Raw genomic sequence first — 15,125 nt, 5'->3', positions numbered from 1 at the left:
GGCGTTAGTGGTTGTCTTTAACCATCCGAATTCCGCTGACATCCACAATAATCTCGGCGTTCAGCTCATCAGAAGACCATTGCCACACTTTCCAGGCACTGCTCTCAGAGGGGTCAGGCAAGGGCAGCGAGATGCGCCACTTTTTACCATCCAGCGACTGGTACTCCGCCATGATGCCGATGTAACGGGCGTCAGCCGTGCTCTGTCCTGAAATCTTTTTGCTTAACTGGCCTGACATCAGGAAGAACTGCTCGGTGTTAAGCAAGTTGCCGCCCAGCACCGCCTGAGGGTTGTTTTGCAGAGAGTAGAAATCCGCTGACATAAAATCCGCATCCGATTTCAACAACATCACGCGCACTTTAAGTGGCGCAGAGTCATTGACCTGCGGATGAGCCTGAAACTGCAATCCGTAGCGAGAAGGAACGCTGTGTGAAGAGGAGAGACAGCCTGTCAGCAACACCGTCACTGACAGGAACAGCGCCCAGAGAGCCGGACGCCGAAAAAAACGTAAAGTTATCATAGGGTACCCGCCTACGCGGTTTAGTTGATAATCCAAGTACCGCTGCTGCTGTTACGGCAAGCTTGACCATCGCCATTCACCGAAACACAGGTTTTCTTCGCTGGTGCGGCACGACGTACGCGGCGCGCATCCGCCTTCAGAGTTTGCTCATACAACTCGCTTTTAACGCCAGCTCGCAGTGGCACATAGCCCAACATCTGCTCCTGCCCGGTTTCCGCCACGGCTAACCAGTTGTTCTCAACCGCACCCAGCACGGTGAAGGTCTGGCCGTTCACCAGTTGGCGCACCAACTTGCCGCCGAAGTCAGGGGTGGTCATCACCGAGGCGTTATACAGCGCACGATACTCAGCATTCACCGGGGTGAAAGTGGTCGGCGGCGTAACCGCGTGACGGTAGGTCAAGGTGACGCCATCAACCGTGCTGGAAACCACGGTGTCATCAGTGACAGGTGGCGGTGGCGGCGCTTTACAGCCAGAAACCAATGCAACTAAAAGCAGAGAAAGCGCGATTTGAATTTTCACCATAAGCCTCATGATTTGGCAGTTAATTGAAAAATAAAGATTTCTTGAAGTACAAGCTGAATCCCGTTGCCATCAGGCACGGCGATTGCGCCCAAGCTTTACATCAGGCCAGACAGAGAGCGGGCCTGAATAAAACTCAGGGAAAATGAAAACCAGACGTTGGGGATTAATGCAGTAACAACCGACGGAGGGAGATGTAGCAAGGCTAGCGGAAATAAGATTGATGGAAAAATCCACTTTAAATTATCCAACATCATCTTAAAAGATTGGATAAAACGCTGCTGTCCCTACGTCATTTAGGGGGAAAGTTAACCACTTTCACATCACAGAACTCATTCGCGTGGCCCGAGCATTTTTTGACCACATCAGCTAACAATAAACGGATTGAATCAAGCGGAAACCTGGCCAATAAGTGTCAGTTTTCGCGATTCCGTTACAAAGCATTTCAAAGTGCTAGCGATCGGGAACGCTACCGCCCTTAGGAAGCAGACTAATCCTAATCTAGAGATAAGTAACTAATGTTATTGTTCAGTAATGCTGATCATTTTACTAAACCTTTACATATTTACAACGGGGGTAACAGCGCGGAACATCAATTAAGATAAGCGATTACATTTATAGACTGTTTTTATTAGATTTTTTTTTGAATATTCTATCAGGTTGATTTAGATCGGTTTTTAATATCTCCAAATGGAATATAGAAATTCTCTTTTGGCATAAAAAGTGTAGTTAAGCCAAATGGCACTAACGTGAAGGGAGGTTAAAACGAAGAGGATTAGGATAAAACTCACAAGTTATGGTTAAGTAAAAATGATAATCATATTAATTTTTAGGGAATTAAATGCGCTAGCCCCAGCGTCAACTGAACTGTTTTCTCCCCCTTTCTGCTGCTAAAACTCATAACAAAAATCCAACAAAATAGCCTTTACGCTGTGATTCCCCCGCCTAAACTTCTAATGTCTACTTTTTAACGTTGAGCCTGTTGCCAGACGGCCCTCTACCCTTGCGGCAAACCTCATTTAACCCAACTTGTTGCAGGGATTTACATTCTCACTTTGCGGCTCCTCTCGAACTTTTACCTGTGACAGCAGATTGCTCGCTGGGCTAGTATAGCGGGGTGAAAATCCGCGACTCTTCGAGTGACAAACGCGGACTCTCTTAGCCAAAACGTGATGACGAATGACAACAATAAACATCACAAAATAAGTTCCCCTCTCCTGCAATCACCCTTCCCGAGCGTACTCATGAACCGATACCACGTGTCTAGTAACGAAGGTCAGTATGAGAAAGATTCTGGCGGAGAGGTTTTGGCGAATAAACTTGGGGTTACTGTTGCAGACGAGATCGACAGTGCCGAGCTGGTGCTACTCGAGCAGCTCTATCAGTCTGTTTTTGAGCAATATTTTCCGCTAGGGCAGCTCAGCGTTGGGATGCTGAAAAGTTGGCACCATCGCTGGTTAGGCAACATCTATGAATGGGCGGGTCAAGAAAGGACGGTGAATATCAGCAAAGGGGGCTTTATGTTTGCCCCGTCGACACGCGTGGCCAAGTTGCTGAACGATTTCGATAGGCAATATCTTGGTCGTTACACGCCCTGTGTAGATATGAGCGAAGAACAGTTAGTTGAAGCTATCGCCATAATCCACGTTGAGCTGATACTCATTCATCCCTTTAGGGAAGGAAACGGGCGTTTGTCACGACTGTTGGCTGACGTGATGGCGGTTCAGGCTGGGTATAAAACGTTGGATTATCAAAGCTGGGAGCAAAACAAAGCCCAATATATCTCGGCTATTCACGCGGGAATATCAATGAACTACGAGCCGATGAAACACTGGACTAGCACGGCATTAAGAAGGGATTAGGCAAGGCGGAGATGTGCGAATTTTTTGCGCGCCGCTTCAAGTGAAGCTTCAACCCTGTCAGAGGGCTGACCCGTTTCAACCGCCGTCGACGTTGCGACAGAGCGCGCAATGTCAGTACGAGATGGCTTGGTGTAAGAACCACGCATTTTTTTGTTATCGCTCATTTTGGCTCCTAAAAACGCAAATTTGCAGGTCATAAGTACCGATAGTGAGTATATCAAAGTTTAGATAACTCTTCACAGAATCCACTCCCCAAAAACACGCCGCCCAGTGCATCTCTCACTGACTATCTTAAGTCCATGCAACTCCAAAGGGTCATTGCAATTTCACTTTGCGGCCCCTCTCGAACTTTTACCTGTGACAGCAGATTGCTCGCTGGGCTAGTATAGCGGGGTGAAAATCCGCGACTCTTCGAGTCACAAATGCGGATTCTCTTAGCCAAAACGTGATGACGAATGACAACAATAAAAAATCACAATCAACTTTAAATTCAATGGATTAATAAGACGAAGTCTATGACTGATAATGCAAGCCTGGATTCCCATACCCCGATGATGCAGCAGTACCTGCGCCTCAAAGCTGAAAACCCAGAGATTTTGATGTTTTATCGTATGGGGGACTTCTACGAACTGTTTTATGACGATGCGCGACGTGCATCGCAACTGCTGGATATCTCCCTGACTAAGCGCGGCGCTTCGGCGGGTGAGCCGATCCCTATGGCGGGCGTGCCTTATCATGCCGTGGAAGGCTATTTAGCCAAGCTGGTGCAACTGGGCGAATCCGTGGCGATTTGCGAACAAATCGGCGATCCGGCGCTAAGTAAAGGGCCGGTCGAACGTAAAGTCGTGCGCATTGTGACGCCCGGCACGGTCAGTGATGAAGCGCTGCTCAACGAGCGCCACGACAACCTGCTGGCGGCTATCTGGCAGGACGGTCGCGGCTTTGGTTATGCCACGCTGGACATCAGTTCAGGCCGCTTCCGCGTGGCCCAGCCTGAAGATTTAGAAACCATGGCGGCGGAGATCCAACGCACCAACCCTGCCGAACTGCTCTATCCTGAAAGTTTCGAGTCCATGTCGCTTATCTCGTCGCGCCGTGGCCTGCGCCGCCGCCCGATGTGGGAGTTCGAGCTGGAAACCGCCAAGCAGCAGCTTAACTTGCAGTTTGGCACTCGCGACCTGAGCGGCTTTGGCGTCGAACAGGCTCCGCAGGCGCTGCGCGCGGCGGGATGTCTGCTGCAATATGTGAAAGATACCCAGCGCACCGCCCTGCCGCACATTCGCGGCGTGACCATGGAACGTTTGCAGGACGGCATTATTATGGATGCCGCCACTCGCCGAAATCTGGAACTGACCCAAAACCTCTCTGGCGGCGTTGAAAACACGCTGGCGGCGATTCTGGATCAGGCGGTAACGCCAATGGGCAGCCGCATGCTCAAACGCTGGATCCACATGCCTACCCGCGATGCCAAGGTATTGCGGAATCGCCAGCAGGCGCTTGGCTCTTTGCAGGATCTCACCCCCGATTTGCAGCCTGTGCTGCGCCAAGTCGGCGATTTAGAGAGGATCCTGGCTCGTCTGGCTCTGCGCAGCGCACGTCCACGCGATCTGGCTCGTATGCGCCATGCCTTGCAGCAGCTGCCGGAGATCCGCGCCCTGCTCCAGCCTTTAGAACCCGCGCACATCCAGACGCTGGTCAAAAACTGCGGCGAATTCAACGAGCTGGTGGAATTGCTAGAGCGCGCCATTATTGAATCTCCACCCGTGCTGGTGCGTGACGGCGGCGTGATTGCGCCGGGCTACAACGCCGAGTTAGACGAATGGCGCGCATTGGCCGATGGCGCGACGGATTACCTCGACCAGCTTGAGATCCGCGAACGCGAGAAGCTTGGGTTGGACACGCTGAAGGTTGGCTTTAACGGCGTACACGGCTATTTCATTCAGGTCAGCCGTGGTCAGAGCCACTTAGTGCCGATCCACTATGTGCGCCGCCAGACGCTGAAAAATGCCGAGCGCTACATTATTCCTGAGTTGAAAGAGTATGAAGACAAGGTTCTGACCTCGAAGGGCAAGGCGCTTTCGCTTGAAAAAGCTCTGTATGAAGAGTTGTTCGACCTGTTGATGCCGCACCTTGATGCCCTGCAACAAAGCGCGGCTGCCTTGGCCGAGCTGGACGTGTTGAGCAATTTGGCCGAGCGCGCTTACACCCTGAACTACACCTGCCCGACGCTGAGTGAGAAGCCGGGCATTAACATCACTGGGGGTCGTCACCCGGTAGTGGAACAGGTGCTAAGCGAGCCGTTTATCTCCAACCCGCTGGCGATGTCGCCGCAGCGCCGGATGCTGATCATCACCGGTCCGAACATGGGCGGTAAGAGTACTTACATGCGTCAGGCGGCGCTGATCGTGCTGATGGCGCACATTGGCTGCTACGTGCCGGCGGATCAGGCAGTGATCGGCCCGGTAGACAGGATCTTCACCCGCGTAGGCGCGGCGGACGATCTGGCTTCTGGCCGCTCCACCTTTATGGTCGAAATGACCGAAACCGCCAATATCCTGCACAACGCCACTGAAAACAGTCTGGTGCTGATGGATGAGATTGGGCGCGGCACCTCGACCTATGATGGTCTGTCTCTGGCTTGGGCCTGTGCGGAGAACCTCGCCAGTCGTATCAAAGCCATGACGCTGTTTGCCACCCACTATTTTGAACTGACCACCCTGCCGGAGAAGATGGAAGGCACGGTGAATATCCATCTGGATGCCATCGAGCACGGCGACACCATCGCCTTTATGCACAGCGTGCAGGAAGGAGCAGCCAGCAAGAGCTATGGTCTGGCGGTTGCCGCGCTGGCGGGCGTGCCGCGTGACGTGATTAAACGTGCGCGTCAGAAGCTGAAAGAGCTGGAAACGCTGTCCAACAGCGCCGCAGCCAGCAAGGTGGACGGGCCGCAGTTGGCGCTACTGACGGAAGAAGTGTCCCCAGCCGTAGAAGCTCTGGAGGCGCTGGATGCCGACTCACTCTCGCCGCGTCAGGCGCTGGAGTGGATCTATCGTCTGAAGGATATGGTGTAACTCTCCGAGTGCCATAAGCTCGAGATAGAAACCCTAACTCGAGACAAAAAACATAAATAGAAAAAGGGCGAGGTATTTACATACCTCGCCCTTTTTATTGGTAACGCTGTGCTAACCAAATAGTCAGTCAGCTTGTCGTGTTGCTAAGCGATAAAATTATTCGCGAAATAGAGCTTCGATACTCAGCCCTTGTGCCTGCAAAATCTCGCGCAGGCGGCGCAACCCTTCAACCTGAATCTGACGAACTCGTTCACGCGTCAGGCCGATCTCACGGCCCACATCTTCCAGCGTCGCTGCTTCATAACCTAACAGGCCAAAGCGGCGGGCCAGAACTTCACGTTGTTTTGCATTCAACTCGAATAACCACTTCACGATACTCTGTTTCATATCGTCGTCTTGCGTGGTGTCTTCAGGACCGTTTTCTTTTTCGTCGGCCAGAATATCTAACAGCGCTTTCTCAGAGTCACCACCCAACGGGGTATCTACTGAGGTAATACGCTCATTCAGGCGCAACATACGGCTGACGTCATGGACCGGTTTGTCGAGTTGCTCAGCAATCTCTTCAGCACTTGGCTCATGGTCAAGTTTATGTGCAAGTTCACGTGCAGTACGCAAGTAAACGTTCAGTTCTTTAACGATATGGATTGGCAAACGAATGGTACGGGTTTGATTCATAATCGCCCGTTCAATTGTCTGTCGAATCCACCATGTAGCGTAAGTTGAAAAACGGAAACCGCGCTCTGGGTCAAACTTTTCAACTGCGCGGATCAGACCTAAGTTACCTTCTTCGATCAAATCCAACAGTGCCAGTCCGCGATTACTGTAGCGGCGGGCTATTTTAACCACCAAACGCAAGTTACTTTCAATCATACGGCGGCGAGATGGAACATCCCCTCACAGCGCACGCCGTGCAAAATAAACCTCTTCTTCTGCGGTAAGCAGAGGAGAGTAACCGATCTCACCAAGGTACAGTTGAGTTGCGTCCAGCACTCGTTGGCTTACAGCCTGCGATAACAACTCTTCTTCAGCATCCGCATCAATAGTGTCGTTATCGGCAGTCTCTTCGACATTTGCTTTCTCGTCAAAGGCTTCAGCGCTGTTCTCATCGAAATCTACATCATCATGTAACTCGTTAACTTTCAGCGTATTCTGACTCATAAGCTGCTCCTACCCGTGGTCCCGAGGGCAGAATCAAGACTCTGCCCGATTTATCGCTGCGGAAGATAACGCAGCGGGTTTACGGATTTCCCCTTGTAACGAATTTCAAAATGTAATCTTACTGAACTGGTTCCGGTGCTACCCATGGTTGCTATTTTCTGACCCGCCTGCACTTCTTGTTGTTCCCGGACCAGCATTGAATCGTTATGTGCATAGGCGGAGAGGTAATCATCATTGTGTTTAATGATGATCAGATTACCGTAACCGCGAAGAGCATTACCTGCATAAACAACGCGCCCTGAGGCGGTGGCTAAGACAGGTTGTCCACGCGAACCAGCGATATCGATCCCCTTATTTCCCCCTTCAGAAGCTGAGAAATTATCGATAATTTTCCCGTCTGTCGGCCATTTCCAAGAAGAAACTGGACCGCCATTGTTCGTGGTACTAGTGACAGGAGTACTGGCTACGGCAACAGGTGCTGTGGTGGTAACTACACCTGATGAAGGCAACATTTTACCTACATTCTGTTTACCCGGAGATTCAGAATACGTGGTAGTTGGTTGAGATGCAACCACCGTACCTTGCATCATTCCGGCGCTTGGTGCTGTTGGCACGCCACCTTTAGTCGCATCCGTGGTGGCTAACATTCCACCGGTGCTGGCATTCGAGGAGACGTTGTTAATCTGAATAGTTTGACCGACCTCTAAACCATAAGGCGCGGGGATATTGTTACGTGCCGCAAGGTCTCGGAAGTCATTGCCGGTGATCCAGGCGATGTAGAAAAGCGTATCTCCACGCTTAACTTGATAAGTACTTCCGCTGTAACTGCCTTTCGGAATGGTGCTGTAACTGCGGTTATAAACGATGTGACCCTGCTGGTTTGTCGCGGCGATATTAGGCGCGCTGGCGACATTTACCGGGGCTGAATTCGGAGTATTCTGACCTCCTCCACCGCCGTTTACACTGCTAATAGGGGCTGACGTCGATGCATTATTGCTACATCCCACCATCCAGGCGCTAATAAACGTACACACCGCAATGCGGCTTAAGGTTTTAATTGGGCTTCCCGTGCTCATATTTCCCCCGTTACGGCAATCTCAGAATCTATCTTTCCGCGAACAACCCCACATCTGGCGGGCTTTGTGCCAATTAGCACGTTGTTCGCAGAGAACACATCCGGGCGGATAAGAAGCCAGCCAGATGGCGACAGTAAAAAACTGTAGTGGATGCTATCAACATCACAAGTACAGCACCATATTACAGTTGTATTTAAATTTTAAGGGCTTAGTCCTGAAACTCATCGCCAAAGGCAGAGTTTAGGCTAACTCACCTTTCACTAATGGCACAAAACGGACCGATTCGATGGTCTCAACCACAAAGTCGTTACCGCGACGAGTAATGCGTTGCAGCACCTGATTCTGTTCGCCAACGGGAAGGATCATCACGCCGCCATCATCAAGTTGCTGGAGTAAGTCCTGAGGAATTTCCAGAGGGGCGGCGGTCACGATAATGGCGTCAAACGGGCCACGCGAAGGCCAGCCTTCCCAACCATCGCCGTGGCGGGTCGAGACATTATGCAGATCCAGCTGTTTGAGGCGACGCTTGGCCTGCCATTGCAGACCTTTGATGCGTTCGACAGAGAACACGTGCTCAACCAGATGCGCCAAAATAGCCGTCTGATAGCCCGACCCGGTGCCGATTTCCAGCACTCGCGAAGTCGCCGTGAGGCGCAGCAGCTCGGTCATACGCGCCACGGTATAGGGCTGAGAAATCGTCTGGCCCGAGCCAATCGGCAAGGCGGTATTTTCATAAGCTTTGTGTTGGAAAGCTTCATCGACAAAGCGTTCCCGCGGCACTTTTTCAATGGCGTGCAGCAGGTTCTCATCATGAATGCCCTGCTGGCGAAGCTGCTCGAGCAGGTTATACATCGGTTTATTCACCATGCCTGTTGACCCCGACTTTGGCTATCCATCCGCTCACCACATCCTGTGCAGCGTAGGCGGTTAAATCGACCTGAAGAGGCGTGACAGAGACATAACCCTGTGCGACGGCCGCGAAATCGGTGTCCGGCGCAATATCAAACTTATCACCCGGTGGCCCAATCCAATACATATCCTGACCGCGCGGATCCTGCTGGCAAAAGACCTGCTCAGCCGGATGACGACTCCCGCAACGGGTGACGCGGATACCCTTAATCTCCGAGAGAGGCAGGTCAGGGACATTGATATTAAGAATTTTGCCAGTGCGCAGCGGCTCAGTGGCCAACGCGCGCAGAATGCGACAGGTTATCGCGGCGGCAGTATCATAGTGCTGATGACCATCCAGCGAGACCGCCAGCGCCGGGAAGCCCAAGTGGCGGCCTTCCATCGCGGCGGCAACCGTGCCGGAATAGATAACATCGTCACCGAGATTTGGCCCGGCGTTGATGCCTGATACCACAATATCGGGACGCGGGCGCATCAGTGAGTTAACGCCCAAGTAAACACAGTCGGTTGGCGTCCCCTGAATCACCGCGGTGTCGCCATTTGGGTATGACTGAATACGCAGCGGGCCGTCCAGCGTTAACGCGTTGGACGCACCACTGCGATTGCGATCGGGGGCAACCAGCTTAACGTCGGCGAACTGGCGTAAAGCCGCAGCCAACGTCTGGATACCCGGCGCTAAAACGCCGTCGTCATTACTCAGCAATATCCGCATCAAAATTTTCCTGGCGCATCAGTTCTCGCACCACGCTGGTCGCAAAACTGCCAGCAGGAAGCCAGAATTTCAGCTCAAGTGTGACATCGTCCCAACGCTTCCAGCTGATATCTAAAGGCTGGAGCATCACTGCACGGCGAGCCGGTTCAACGCGTTCGCGCTTAATTAATGATAATAACGTGGCGCACTCCGCCAGACAGCCCTGCTCAAACGCCTCAGCGGCGTCGGTGGTGCCTAGCGGGCCATCACCCGGCAATGGGGCGGTTATCAGCAATTCATTACTATTAACACGTGGCTGGAGCGTGTCAAATTCATCTTCTTTGGCCACAAACCAGCTGCCGCGCCCGCTCAACTGCAAGGCGTCACCCAGCATCACCTGACGCTGAGTATTATCGGCTAAACGCTGGCTGGCGATGAGGTTGAACATCGCGCTGCGGCTGGCGGAAAGGTAAAAACTACGCTTAGGGCGCTCTTTGACGCGAATCTCATTATTCGCCCAGCGCGCGGCCTGAATCAGGTTATTGCCACCACGGCCAAAACGCTGCTCGCCAAAATAGTTCGGCACGCCCTGCTCTGCCACTTGCTGCAAGCGCGCCTCGACATCGCCGATATCGCTCAGCTGGCGCAGCACCAAGGTAAAAGCATTGCCTTTCAGGGTACCGATACGCATTTTCTTGCGATGACGGGCGGCGCGGATCACCTCGCAGCCTTCGAGCGCGAATTGGCTTAAATCAGGGTCTTCTTTACCCGGAAGATGCACGCAAAACCACTGTTCGGTCACCGCGTGGCGGTCTTTCAAACCCGCGTAGCTGACAGAGCGCGGATGGATCCCCGCAAAGCGCGCCAGCTGTTCGGCTACAAACTGAGTGTTGCAGCCATTTTTACGGATACGCACCAGCAGATGCTCACCCTCACCGTCAGGCTCAAAGCCGAGATCTTCCTCAACAATGAAATCTTCCGGGTTGGCTTTCAGCTTGCCAGTCGAAGCAGGTTCACCGTAAAGCCAAGTCAGGCGGGACATATCCATCGGGTTATTTTCCAAAACTCAGTCCTTGATCAGCAGGACAACGGCTTCGCAGGCGATGCCTTCGCCACGGCCAGTGAAACCTAATTGTTCGGTTGTGGTGGCTTTTACGTTCACCTCATCCATATGGCACTCTAAATCTTCGGCCAAAAACACACGCATCTGTGGGATGTGCGGCGCCATTTTAGGTGCCTGAGCAATGATGGTGATATCCAGATTGCCCAGCGTGTAGCCTTTGGCACGCACGCGGCGATAGGCTTCACGCAGCAGTTCGCGGCTGTCCGCGCCTTTGTAGGCAGGGTCGGTGTCTGGGAACAACTTGCCGATGTCGCCCATGGCTGCCGCGCCCAGAATGGCGTCAGTGGCTGCATGCAGCGCGACGTCGCCGTCTGAGTGAGCCAGTAAACCTTGCGGGTAAGGGATACGCACTCCGCCGATCACCAATGGGCCTTCGCCGCCGAATTTATGCACGTCAAAACCGTGACCGATACGCATTATGCGTTCTCCTTTTGATACAACTGGGTTAAATAGAATTCTGCCAAGGCCAAATCTTCAGGCCGAGTGACTTTAATATTGTCTGAGCGCCCGGCAATCAGCATAGGATGAAACCCACAATATTCCATTGCAGAAGCTTCATCTGTGATGGTTGCCCCTTCATTTAATGCGCGGCGCAAACAGGTTTTGAGTAATTCGAGGGGGAAAAACTGCGGCGTTAGCGCGTGCCACAGATCTTCGCGATCCACGGTGTGGGCAATGGCGCTCACGCCAGGCTCTCCGCGTTTCATGGTATCTCGCACCGGCGCGGCCAGAATACCGCCTACGCGACTGGTGGCTGAAATCCCCAATAAACGATTGAGGTCGTCGATGTGCAGGCAAGGCCGCGCGGCGTCGTGTACCAGCACCCAGCCGTGAGAGCCTGCAGCTTCTAGCCCGGCCATTACCGAGTCCGCTCGCTGTGCGCCACCGATAACACTCTGAATGCGGGCGTCTTGCGCGATAGGCAAACTGTTGAATTGGGTATCGTGCGGGCTAAGTGAAACCACCACTTTAGTGACGCGCGGGCTGCGAAGTAATGCGTTGATTGAGTGTTCAATCAGCGTCTTGCCGCCGATAGAAAGGTACTGCTTGGGGCACTCTGTCTGCATGCGGCTGCCGATACCGGCAGCGGGCAAGACAGCAATAATCTCTGAAGAGGAAACTGCGATGTCGCTCATAGCTATTGTTTTAGGTTGTTTTGCGAAGCATTGTTTTGAGAAGAACTCATCCCTGCATTTCGTTTGGATTGGTCTGGCACCAGACGATAGAAAGTCTCACCGGGCTTAATCATGCCCAGTTCATTACGTGCGCGTTCTTCGATAGCTTCCTGACCACCGGTCAAATCATCGATTTCAGCAAAGAGTTGATCATTGCGTGACTTCAGTTTGCCGTTGTTGGCCTGCTGTACCTGAACGTCATCATTCACACGAACATAATCGTGAATACCATTCTTACCCAGCCACAGCGAATACTGTAACCAGCCAAGCAAAACCAATAACAGCAGCGTTAATTTGCCCATCCCCGCCCCCTAAAAAAGCCGAACAATCATCCCACAACTTTCATTCCGACTCCACACTGAGAGGGAAAATGCCGGTGAGATTCAGACTTAAGCAGGTAATTATGGGTGAGAATGACACAATGACTTACATAGAGATAAGAAATTGACGATAAAACACCCAGAACCTCTGCCGCCGGATAACCACAGTGGCCGCGAGAATCTAGTGAACCAAGGGAGATTGTCGATGATTGAACAGACAGAAGAGTTTACCAGCCGGAAAGAAACGAGAAGATAGTCCAAAACATGCCGATGACCACGACCCCAGTCGCTGCCAGCGTTCGCCACCAGTTGCCGCTAAACAGCATGCTGAAGGCAATCCCAATCAGCACGGAAATGGGCACCAGCGCGAGGAAAAACGGCCAAGTATAGAGAAAGAAAAACAGTGTGTTAGAGCCGTACATCATGAAGGGAATGGCAAAGGCTAGCCAATAGAAGACAAAACCCGCCGTGCCGCCAAACATAGAATATGAGGGTTCTTCGGCATCCACAGCCCGATCTTTAGACGCGGCATCGCTGCTCTCGTCACGGATCCGACTCACTATTCGGTGAAGTAATGCCTGCATAAAGTGATCCCTGTAGTTCAGTGTAAACCGGCCTGCTGTTTGAGCAGCGGCCGGAAACCTTCAGGGTTTGATAATAGCGTGGCGGCGCAGTACATCTAACAATTGCGGGACTAAATGTGTTACCAATTGTTCGCCATCGAGGTGCACATCTGGGGCTTCTGGCGCTTGGTAAACAGAGTCAATTCCAGTGAAGTTTTTCAACTCGCCGGCGCGAGCTTTCTTGTATAAACCTTTGGGATCTCGCGCCTCACAGATGGCCAGCGGCGTATCAACAAAGATCTCAATAAACTGATCTTTATCCAGCAGATCCCGCACCATATCTCGCTCGGCACGGTGCGGAGAGATAAAAGCGGTGAGCACCACCAGCCCGGCATCAACCATCAGCTTGGCGACTTCACCGACGCGGCGGATGTTTTCCCGCCGATCGTCATCAGAGAAGCCCAAATCGCGGCACAGGCCGTGGCGCACGTTGTCGCCATCAAGCAGATAGGTGCTCACGCCAATCGCGTGCAGCGCCTGCTCAAGCGCGCCAGCGACCGTGGATTTGCCCGAGCCTGACAGGCCGGTGAACCACAGCACCACACCTTTATGACCGTGCTTCTGCTCCCGGTCCGCACGCGTTACCGCGTGCGGGTGCCAGACGACGTTTTCATCTTTCAAATTTGCGTCGGGTAACGCCATATTATTTCCCACCCAGCAGGTCGCGAGCACCCCAGTGTGGGAAGTGGCGACGAACTAGGCTATTTAACTCCAGCTCGAAGGCGCTGTAGGAGTCTTGTTCCTGATAAACGCTTTCTACGGCTTCGCGAACCAGCCCAGCCCCGACAGTGACGTTGGTCAGGCGGTCGATGAAGATCATCCCACCAGTCACCGCGTTGTTTTGGTAGTTATCCAGCACCAGTGGCTCGTCGAAGGTCAGTTCAACCAAGCCAATGCCATTCAGCGGCAGGCTTTCAACCACGCGCTGGGTCAGCGAGTTGATTTCAACCTGATACTCAATGTTTTCTACCCGCGCACGGGCCTTTTTGCCGCCAATCTTGATGTCATAGCTCTGCCCGACGCTGAGCGGCTGCTCGGCCATCCAGACAATATCCACTTTGGCGTTTTGCACGGCTTTGACGGTTTCGTCCGCGTCGACCAACAGGTCACCACGGCTGATATCGCGCTCGTCGGCCAGCACCAGCGTGATAGCTTCACCAGCCCAAGCCTCTTGTAAGTCACCATCGAAGGTCACAATACGCGCCACCGTTGACTCCACGCCGGACGGCAACACTTTGACTTTCTGCCCGACGCGCACTGAGCCAGAGGCTAGCGTGCCCGCGTAGCCACGGAAGTCGAGGTTCGGGCGGTTAACATACTGCACCGGGAAACGCATTGGCTGCTGTTCGCGGATGTTAATGATGTTCACGGTTTCTAGCACGTCGAGCAGGGTTGGACCGGTATACCAGCTCATTTTCTCGCTTGGCGTGGCAACGTTGTCGCCCTCCAGCGCCGACAGCGGCACGAATTTGATATCCAAATCGGTTGGCAGCTGCTGGGCGAAGTCCAGATAGTTGGCTTTAAACTCTTCGAACACGCTTTCGCTGTAATCCACCAGATCCATCTTATTGACGGCAACCACCAAGTGGCGGATCCCCAGCAGAGTGGCGATAAAGCTGTGGCGGCGAGTTTGATCCAGCACGCCTTTACGGGCGTCGATCAGCAAAATCGCCAGATCACAGGTAGATGCGCCGGTTGCCATGTTGCGGGTGTACTGCTCATGCCCCGGCGTGTCAGCAATGATGAATTTGCGTTTTTCGGTTGAGAAGTAGCGGTAGGCCACGTCAATGGTGATCCCCTGCTCGCGCTCGGCTTGCAGACCGTCCACCAGCAGCGCCAGATCGAGTTTCTCACCTTGAGTACCGTGACGCTTGCTGTCGTTATGCAGCGACGAAAGCTGATCTTCATAGATCTGCCGAGTGTCATGCAGCAGGCGACCAATCAGGGTGCTTTTGCCATCATCCACGCTGCCGCAGGTCAGAAAACGCAGCAGGCTTTTGTGTTGCTGGGCGTGCAGGTAGGCTTCTACGCCGCCCTGCTCTTCGATTTGTTGTGCAATTGCATTGTTCATTTTTG

The 15,125-nt window shown here is 52.9% G+C and carries 14 protein-coding genes and 2 pseudogenes; 2 read left to right on the top strand and 14 right to left on the bottom strand.

Translation table 11 applies throughout. The annotated features are described in order from the left end of the window. Window positions 1–4: 4 nt before the first annotated feature. Together tssJ and GEAM_RS01895 are read right to left on the bottom strand one after the other, a co-directional pair. Window positions 5–520, bottom strand: coding sequence for a type VI secretion system lipoprotein TssJ (tssJ, locus tag GEAM_RS01900; protein WP_034787469.1), 516 nt, complete (start codon window positions 518–520; stop codon window positions 5–7). Between the two features lie 20 nt (window positions 521–540). Continuing rightward, entirely contained in the window at window positions 541–1,044 is a 504-nt protein-coding gene (locus GEAM_RS01895; protein ID WP_084674017.1) for a hypothetical protein, read from the bottom strand. Between the two features lie 1,241 nt (window positions 1,045–2,285). Between GEAM_RS01895 and GEAM_RS01890 the strand changes: the two genes are divergently transcribed. After that, the gene (locus GEAM_RS01890; protein ID WP_034787629.1) at window positions 2,286–2,903 is read left to right on the top strand and encodes a Fic/DOC family protein; all 618 of its coding nucleotides are present in this window, start codon (window positions 2,286–2,288) and stop codon (window positions 2,901–2,903) included. Here the strand turns inward: GEAM_RS01890 and GEAM_RS23245 are convergent. Next, window positions 2,900–3,067 carry a hypothetical protein gene (locus GEAM_RS23245; protein WP_167333518.1) on the bottom strand — a complete coding sequence of 56 codons (168 nt, stop codon included), beginning with the start codon at window positions 3,065–3,067 and terminating at the stop codon, window positions 2,900–2,902. The genes GEAM_RS01890 and GEAM_RS23245 overlap by 4 nt on opposite strands. A 351-nt stretch (window positions 3,068–3,418) precedes the next feature. On the opposite strand from GEAM_RS23245, the gene mutS reads away from it, so the two are divergent. Further along, a complete protein-coding gene (gene mutS / locus GEAM_RS01885) occupies window positions 3,419–5,974 on the top strand; it encodes a DNA mismatch repair protein MutS (protein WP_034787467.1) in 2,556 nt (851 codons plus the stop codon). Window positions 5,975–6,130: 156 nt separating this feature from the next. Here the strand turns inward: mutS and rpoS are convergent. The 11 genes and pseudogenes from rpoS to cysN all read right to left on the bottom strand — a co-directional run. Then, window positions 6,131–7,132 (bottom strand): annotated as a pseudogene (gene rpoS, locus GEAM_RS01880) (RNA polymerase sigma factor RpoS). A gap of 50 nt (window positions 7,133–7,182) precedes the next feature. Then, window positions 7,183–8,208 carry a murein hydrolase activator NlpD gene (nlpD, locus tag GEAM_RS01875; protein ID WP_072009849.1) on the bottom strand — a complete coding sequence of 342 codons (1,026 nt, stop codon included), beginning with the start codon at window positions 8,206–8,208 and terminating at the stop codon, window positions 7,183–7,185. A 240-nt stretch (window positions 8,209–8,448) separates the two neighbouring features. After that, window positions 8,449–9,075: a protein-L-isoaspartate(D-aspartate) O-methyltransferase gene (locus GEAM_RS01870; protein ID WP_034787463.1), complete on the bottom strand. Its 627-nt coding sequence runs from the start codon at window positions 9,073–9,075 to the stop codon at window positions 8,449–8,451. Then, window positions 9,065–9,829: a 5'/3'-nucleotidase SurE gene (surE, locus tag GEAM_RS01865; RefSeq protein WP_034787460.1), complete on the bottom strand. Its 765-nt coding sequence runs from the start codon at window positions 9,827–9,829 to the stop codon at window positions 9,065–9,067. Before surE ends, GEAM_RS01870 begins: the two co-directional genes overlap by 11 nt. Continuing rightward, entirely contained in the window at window positions 9,810–10,856 is a 1,047-nt protein-coding gene (gene truD, locus GEAM_RS01860; RefSeq protein ID WP_034787625.1) for a tRNA pseudouridine(13) synthase TruD, read from the bottom strand. Before truD ends, surE begins: the two co-directional genes overlap by 20 nt. Window positions 10,857–10,874: 18 nt before the next feature. Then, window positions 10,875–11,348: a 2-C-methyl-D-erythritol 2,4-cyclodiphosphate synthase gene (gene ispF, locus GEAM_RS01855; protein WP_034787457.1), complete on the bottom strand. Its 474-nt coding sequence runs from the start codon at window positions 11,346–11,348 to the stop codon at window positions 10,875–10,877. Continuing rightward, window positions 11,348–12,067: a 2-C-methyl-D-erythritol 4-phosphate cytidylyltransferase gene (gene ispD, locus GEAM_RS01850; protein WP_034787455.1), complete on the bottom strand. Its 720-nt coding sequence runs from the start codon at window positions 12,065–12,067 to the stop codon at window positions 11,348–11,350. Before ispD ends, ispF begins: the two co-directional genes overlap by 1 nt. A 2-nt stretch (window positions 12,068–12,069) precedes the next feature. Then, window positions 12,070–12,408, bottom strand: a complete 339-nt coding sequence (gene ftsB / locus GEAM_RS01845; protein ID WP_034787453.1) for a cell division protein FtsB — start codon at window positions 12,406–12,408, stop codon at window positions 12,070–12,072. Window positions 12,409–12,653: 245 nt separating this feature from the next. Beyond that, on the bottom strand, window positions 12,654–13,010 hold the full coding sequence (locus GEAM_RS01840) for a DUF3561 family protein (protein WP_034787450.1): 357 nt from the start codon (window positions 13,008–13,010) through the stop codon (window positions 12,654–12,656). A 60-nt stretch (window positions 13,011–13,070) separates the two neighbouring features. Beyond that, the gene (cysC, locus tag GEAM_RS01835) at window positions 13,071–13,691 is read right to left on the bottom strand and encodes an adenylyl-sulfate kinase (RefSeq protein ID WP_034787448.1); all 621 of its coding nucleotides are present in this window, start codon (window positions 13,689–13,691) and stop codon (window positions 13,071–13,073) included. Window position 13,692: 1 nt separating this feature from the next. Beyond that, window positions 13,693–15,117: pseudogene (gene cysN / locus GEAM_RS01830) on the bottom strand (sulfate adenylyltransferase subunit CysN); the annotation flags it as partial. Window positions 15,118–15,125 lie beyond the last annotated feature (8 nt).

The organism is Ewingella americana ATCC 33852 (assembly GCF_000735345.1).
Taxonomy (GTDB): domain Bacteria; phylum Pseudomonadota; class Gammaproteobacteria; order Enterobacterales; family Enterobacteriaceae; genus Ewingella; species Ewingella americana.
This window is presented reverse-complemented; position numbering and strand designations above follow the sequence as displayed.

Bases quoted from the DNA above. Each gene is read 5' to 3' on its own strand.
- tssJ (WP_034787469.1), bottom strand. From the start codon at position 520: ATGATAACTTTACGTTTTTTTCGGCGTCCGGCTCTCTGGGCGCTGTTC.
- GEAM_RS01895 (WP_084674017.1), bottom strand. From the start codon at position 1,044: ATGGTGAAAATTCAAATCGCGCTTTCTCTGCTTTTAGTTGCATTGGTT.
- GEAM_RS01890 (WP_034787629.1), top strand. From the start codon at position 2,286: ATGAACCGATACCACGTGTCTAGTAACGAAGGTCAGTATGAGAAAGAT.
- GEAM_RS23245 (WP_167333518.1), bottom strand. From the start codon at position 3,067: ATGAGCGATAACAAAAAAATGCGTGGTTCTTACACCAAGCCATCTCGT.
- mutS (WP_034787467.1), top strand. From the start codon at position 3,419: ATGACTGATAATGCAAGCCTGGATTCCCATACCCCGATGATGCAGCAG.
- nlpD (WP_072009849.1), bottom strand. From the start codon at position 8,208: ATGAGCACGGGAAGCCCAATTAAAACCTTAAGCCGCATTGCGGTGTGT.
- GEAM_RS01870 (WP_034787463.1), bottom strand. From the start codon at position 9,075: ATGGTGAATAAACCGATGTATAACCTGCTCGAGCAGCTTCGCCAGCAG.
- surE (WP_034787460.1), bottom strand. From the start codon at position 9,829: ATGCGGATATTGCTGAGTAATGACGACGGCGTTTTAGCGCCGGGTATC.
- truD (WP_034787625.1), bottom strand. From the start codon at position 10,856: ATGGATATGTCCCGCCTGACTTGGCTTTACGGTGAACCTGCTTCGACT.
- ispF (WP_034787457.1), bottom strand. From the start codon at position 11,348: ATGCGTATCGGTCACGGTTTTGACGTGCATAAATTCGGCGGCGAAGGC.
- ispD (WP_034787455.1), bottom strand. From the start codon at position 12,067: ATGAGCGACATCGCAGTTTCCTCTTCAGAGATTATTGCTGTCTTGCCC.
- ftsB (WP_034787453.1), bottom strand. From the start codon at position 12,408: ATGGGCAAATTAACGCTGCTGTTATTGGTTTTGCTTGGCTGGTTACAG.
- GEAM_RS01840 (WP_034787450.1), bottom strand. From the start codon at position 13,010: ATGCAGGCATTACTTCACCGAATAGTGAGTCGGATCCGTGACGAGAGC.
- cysC (WP_034787448.1), bottom strand. From the start codon at position 13,691: ATGGCGTTACCCGACGCAAATTTGAAAGATGAAAACGTCGTCTGGCAC.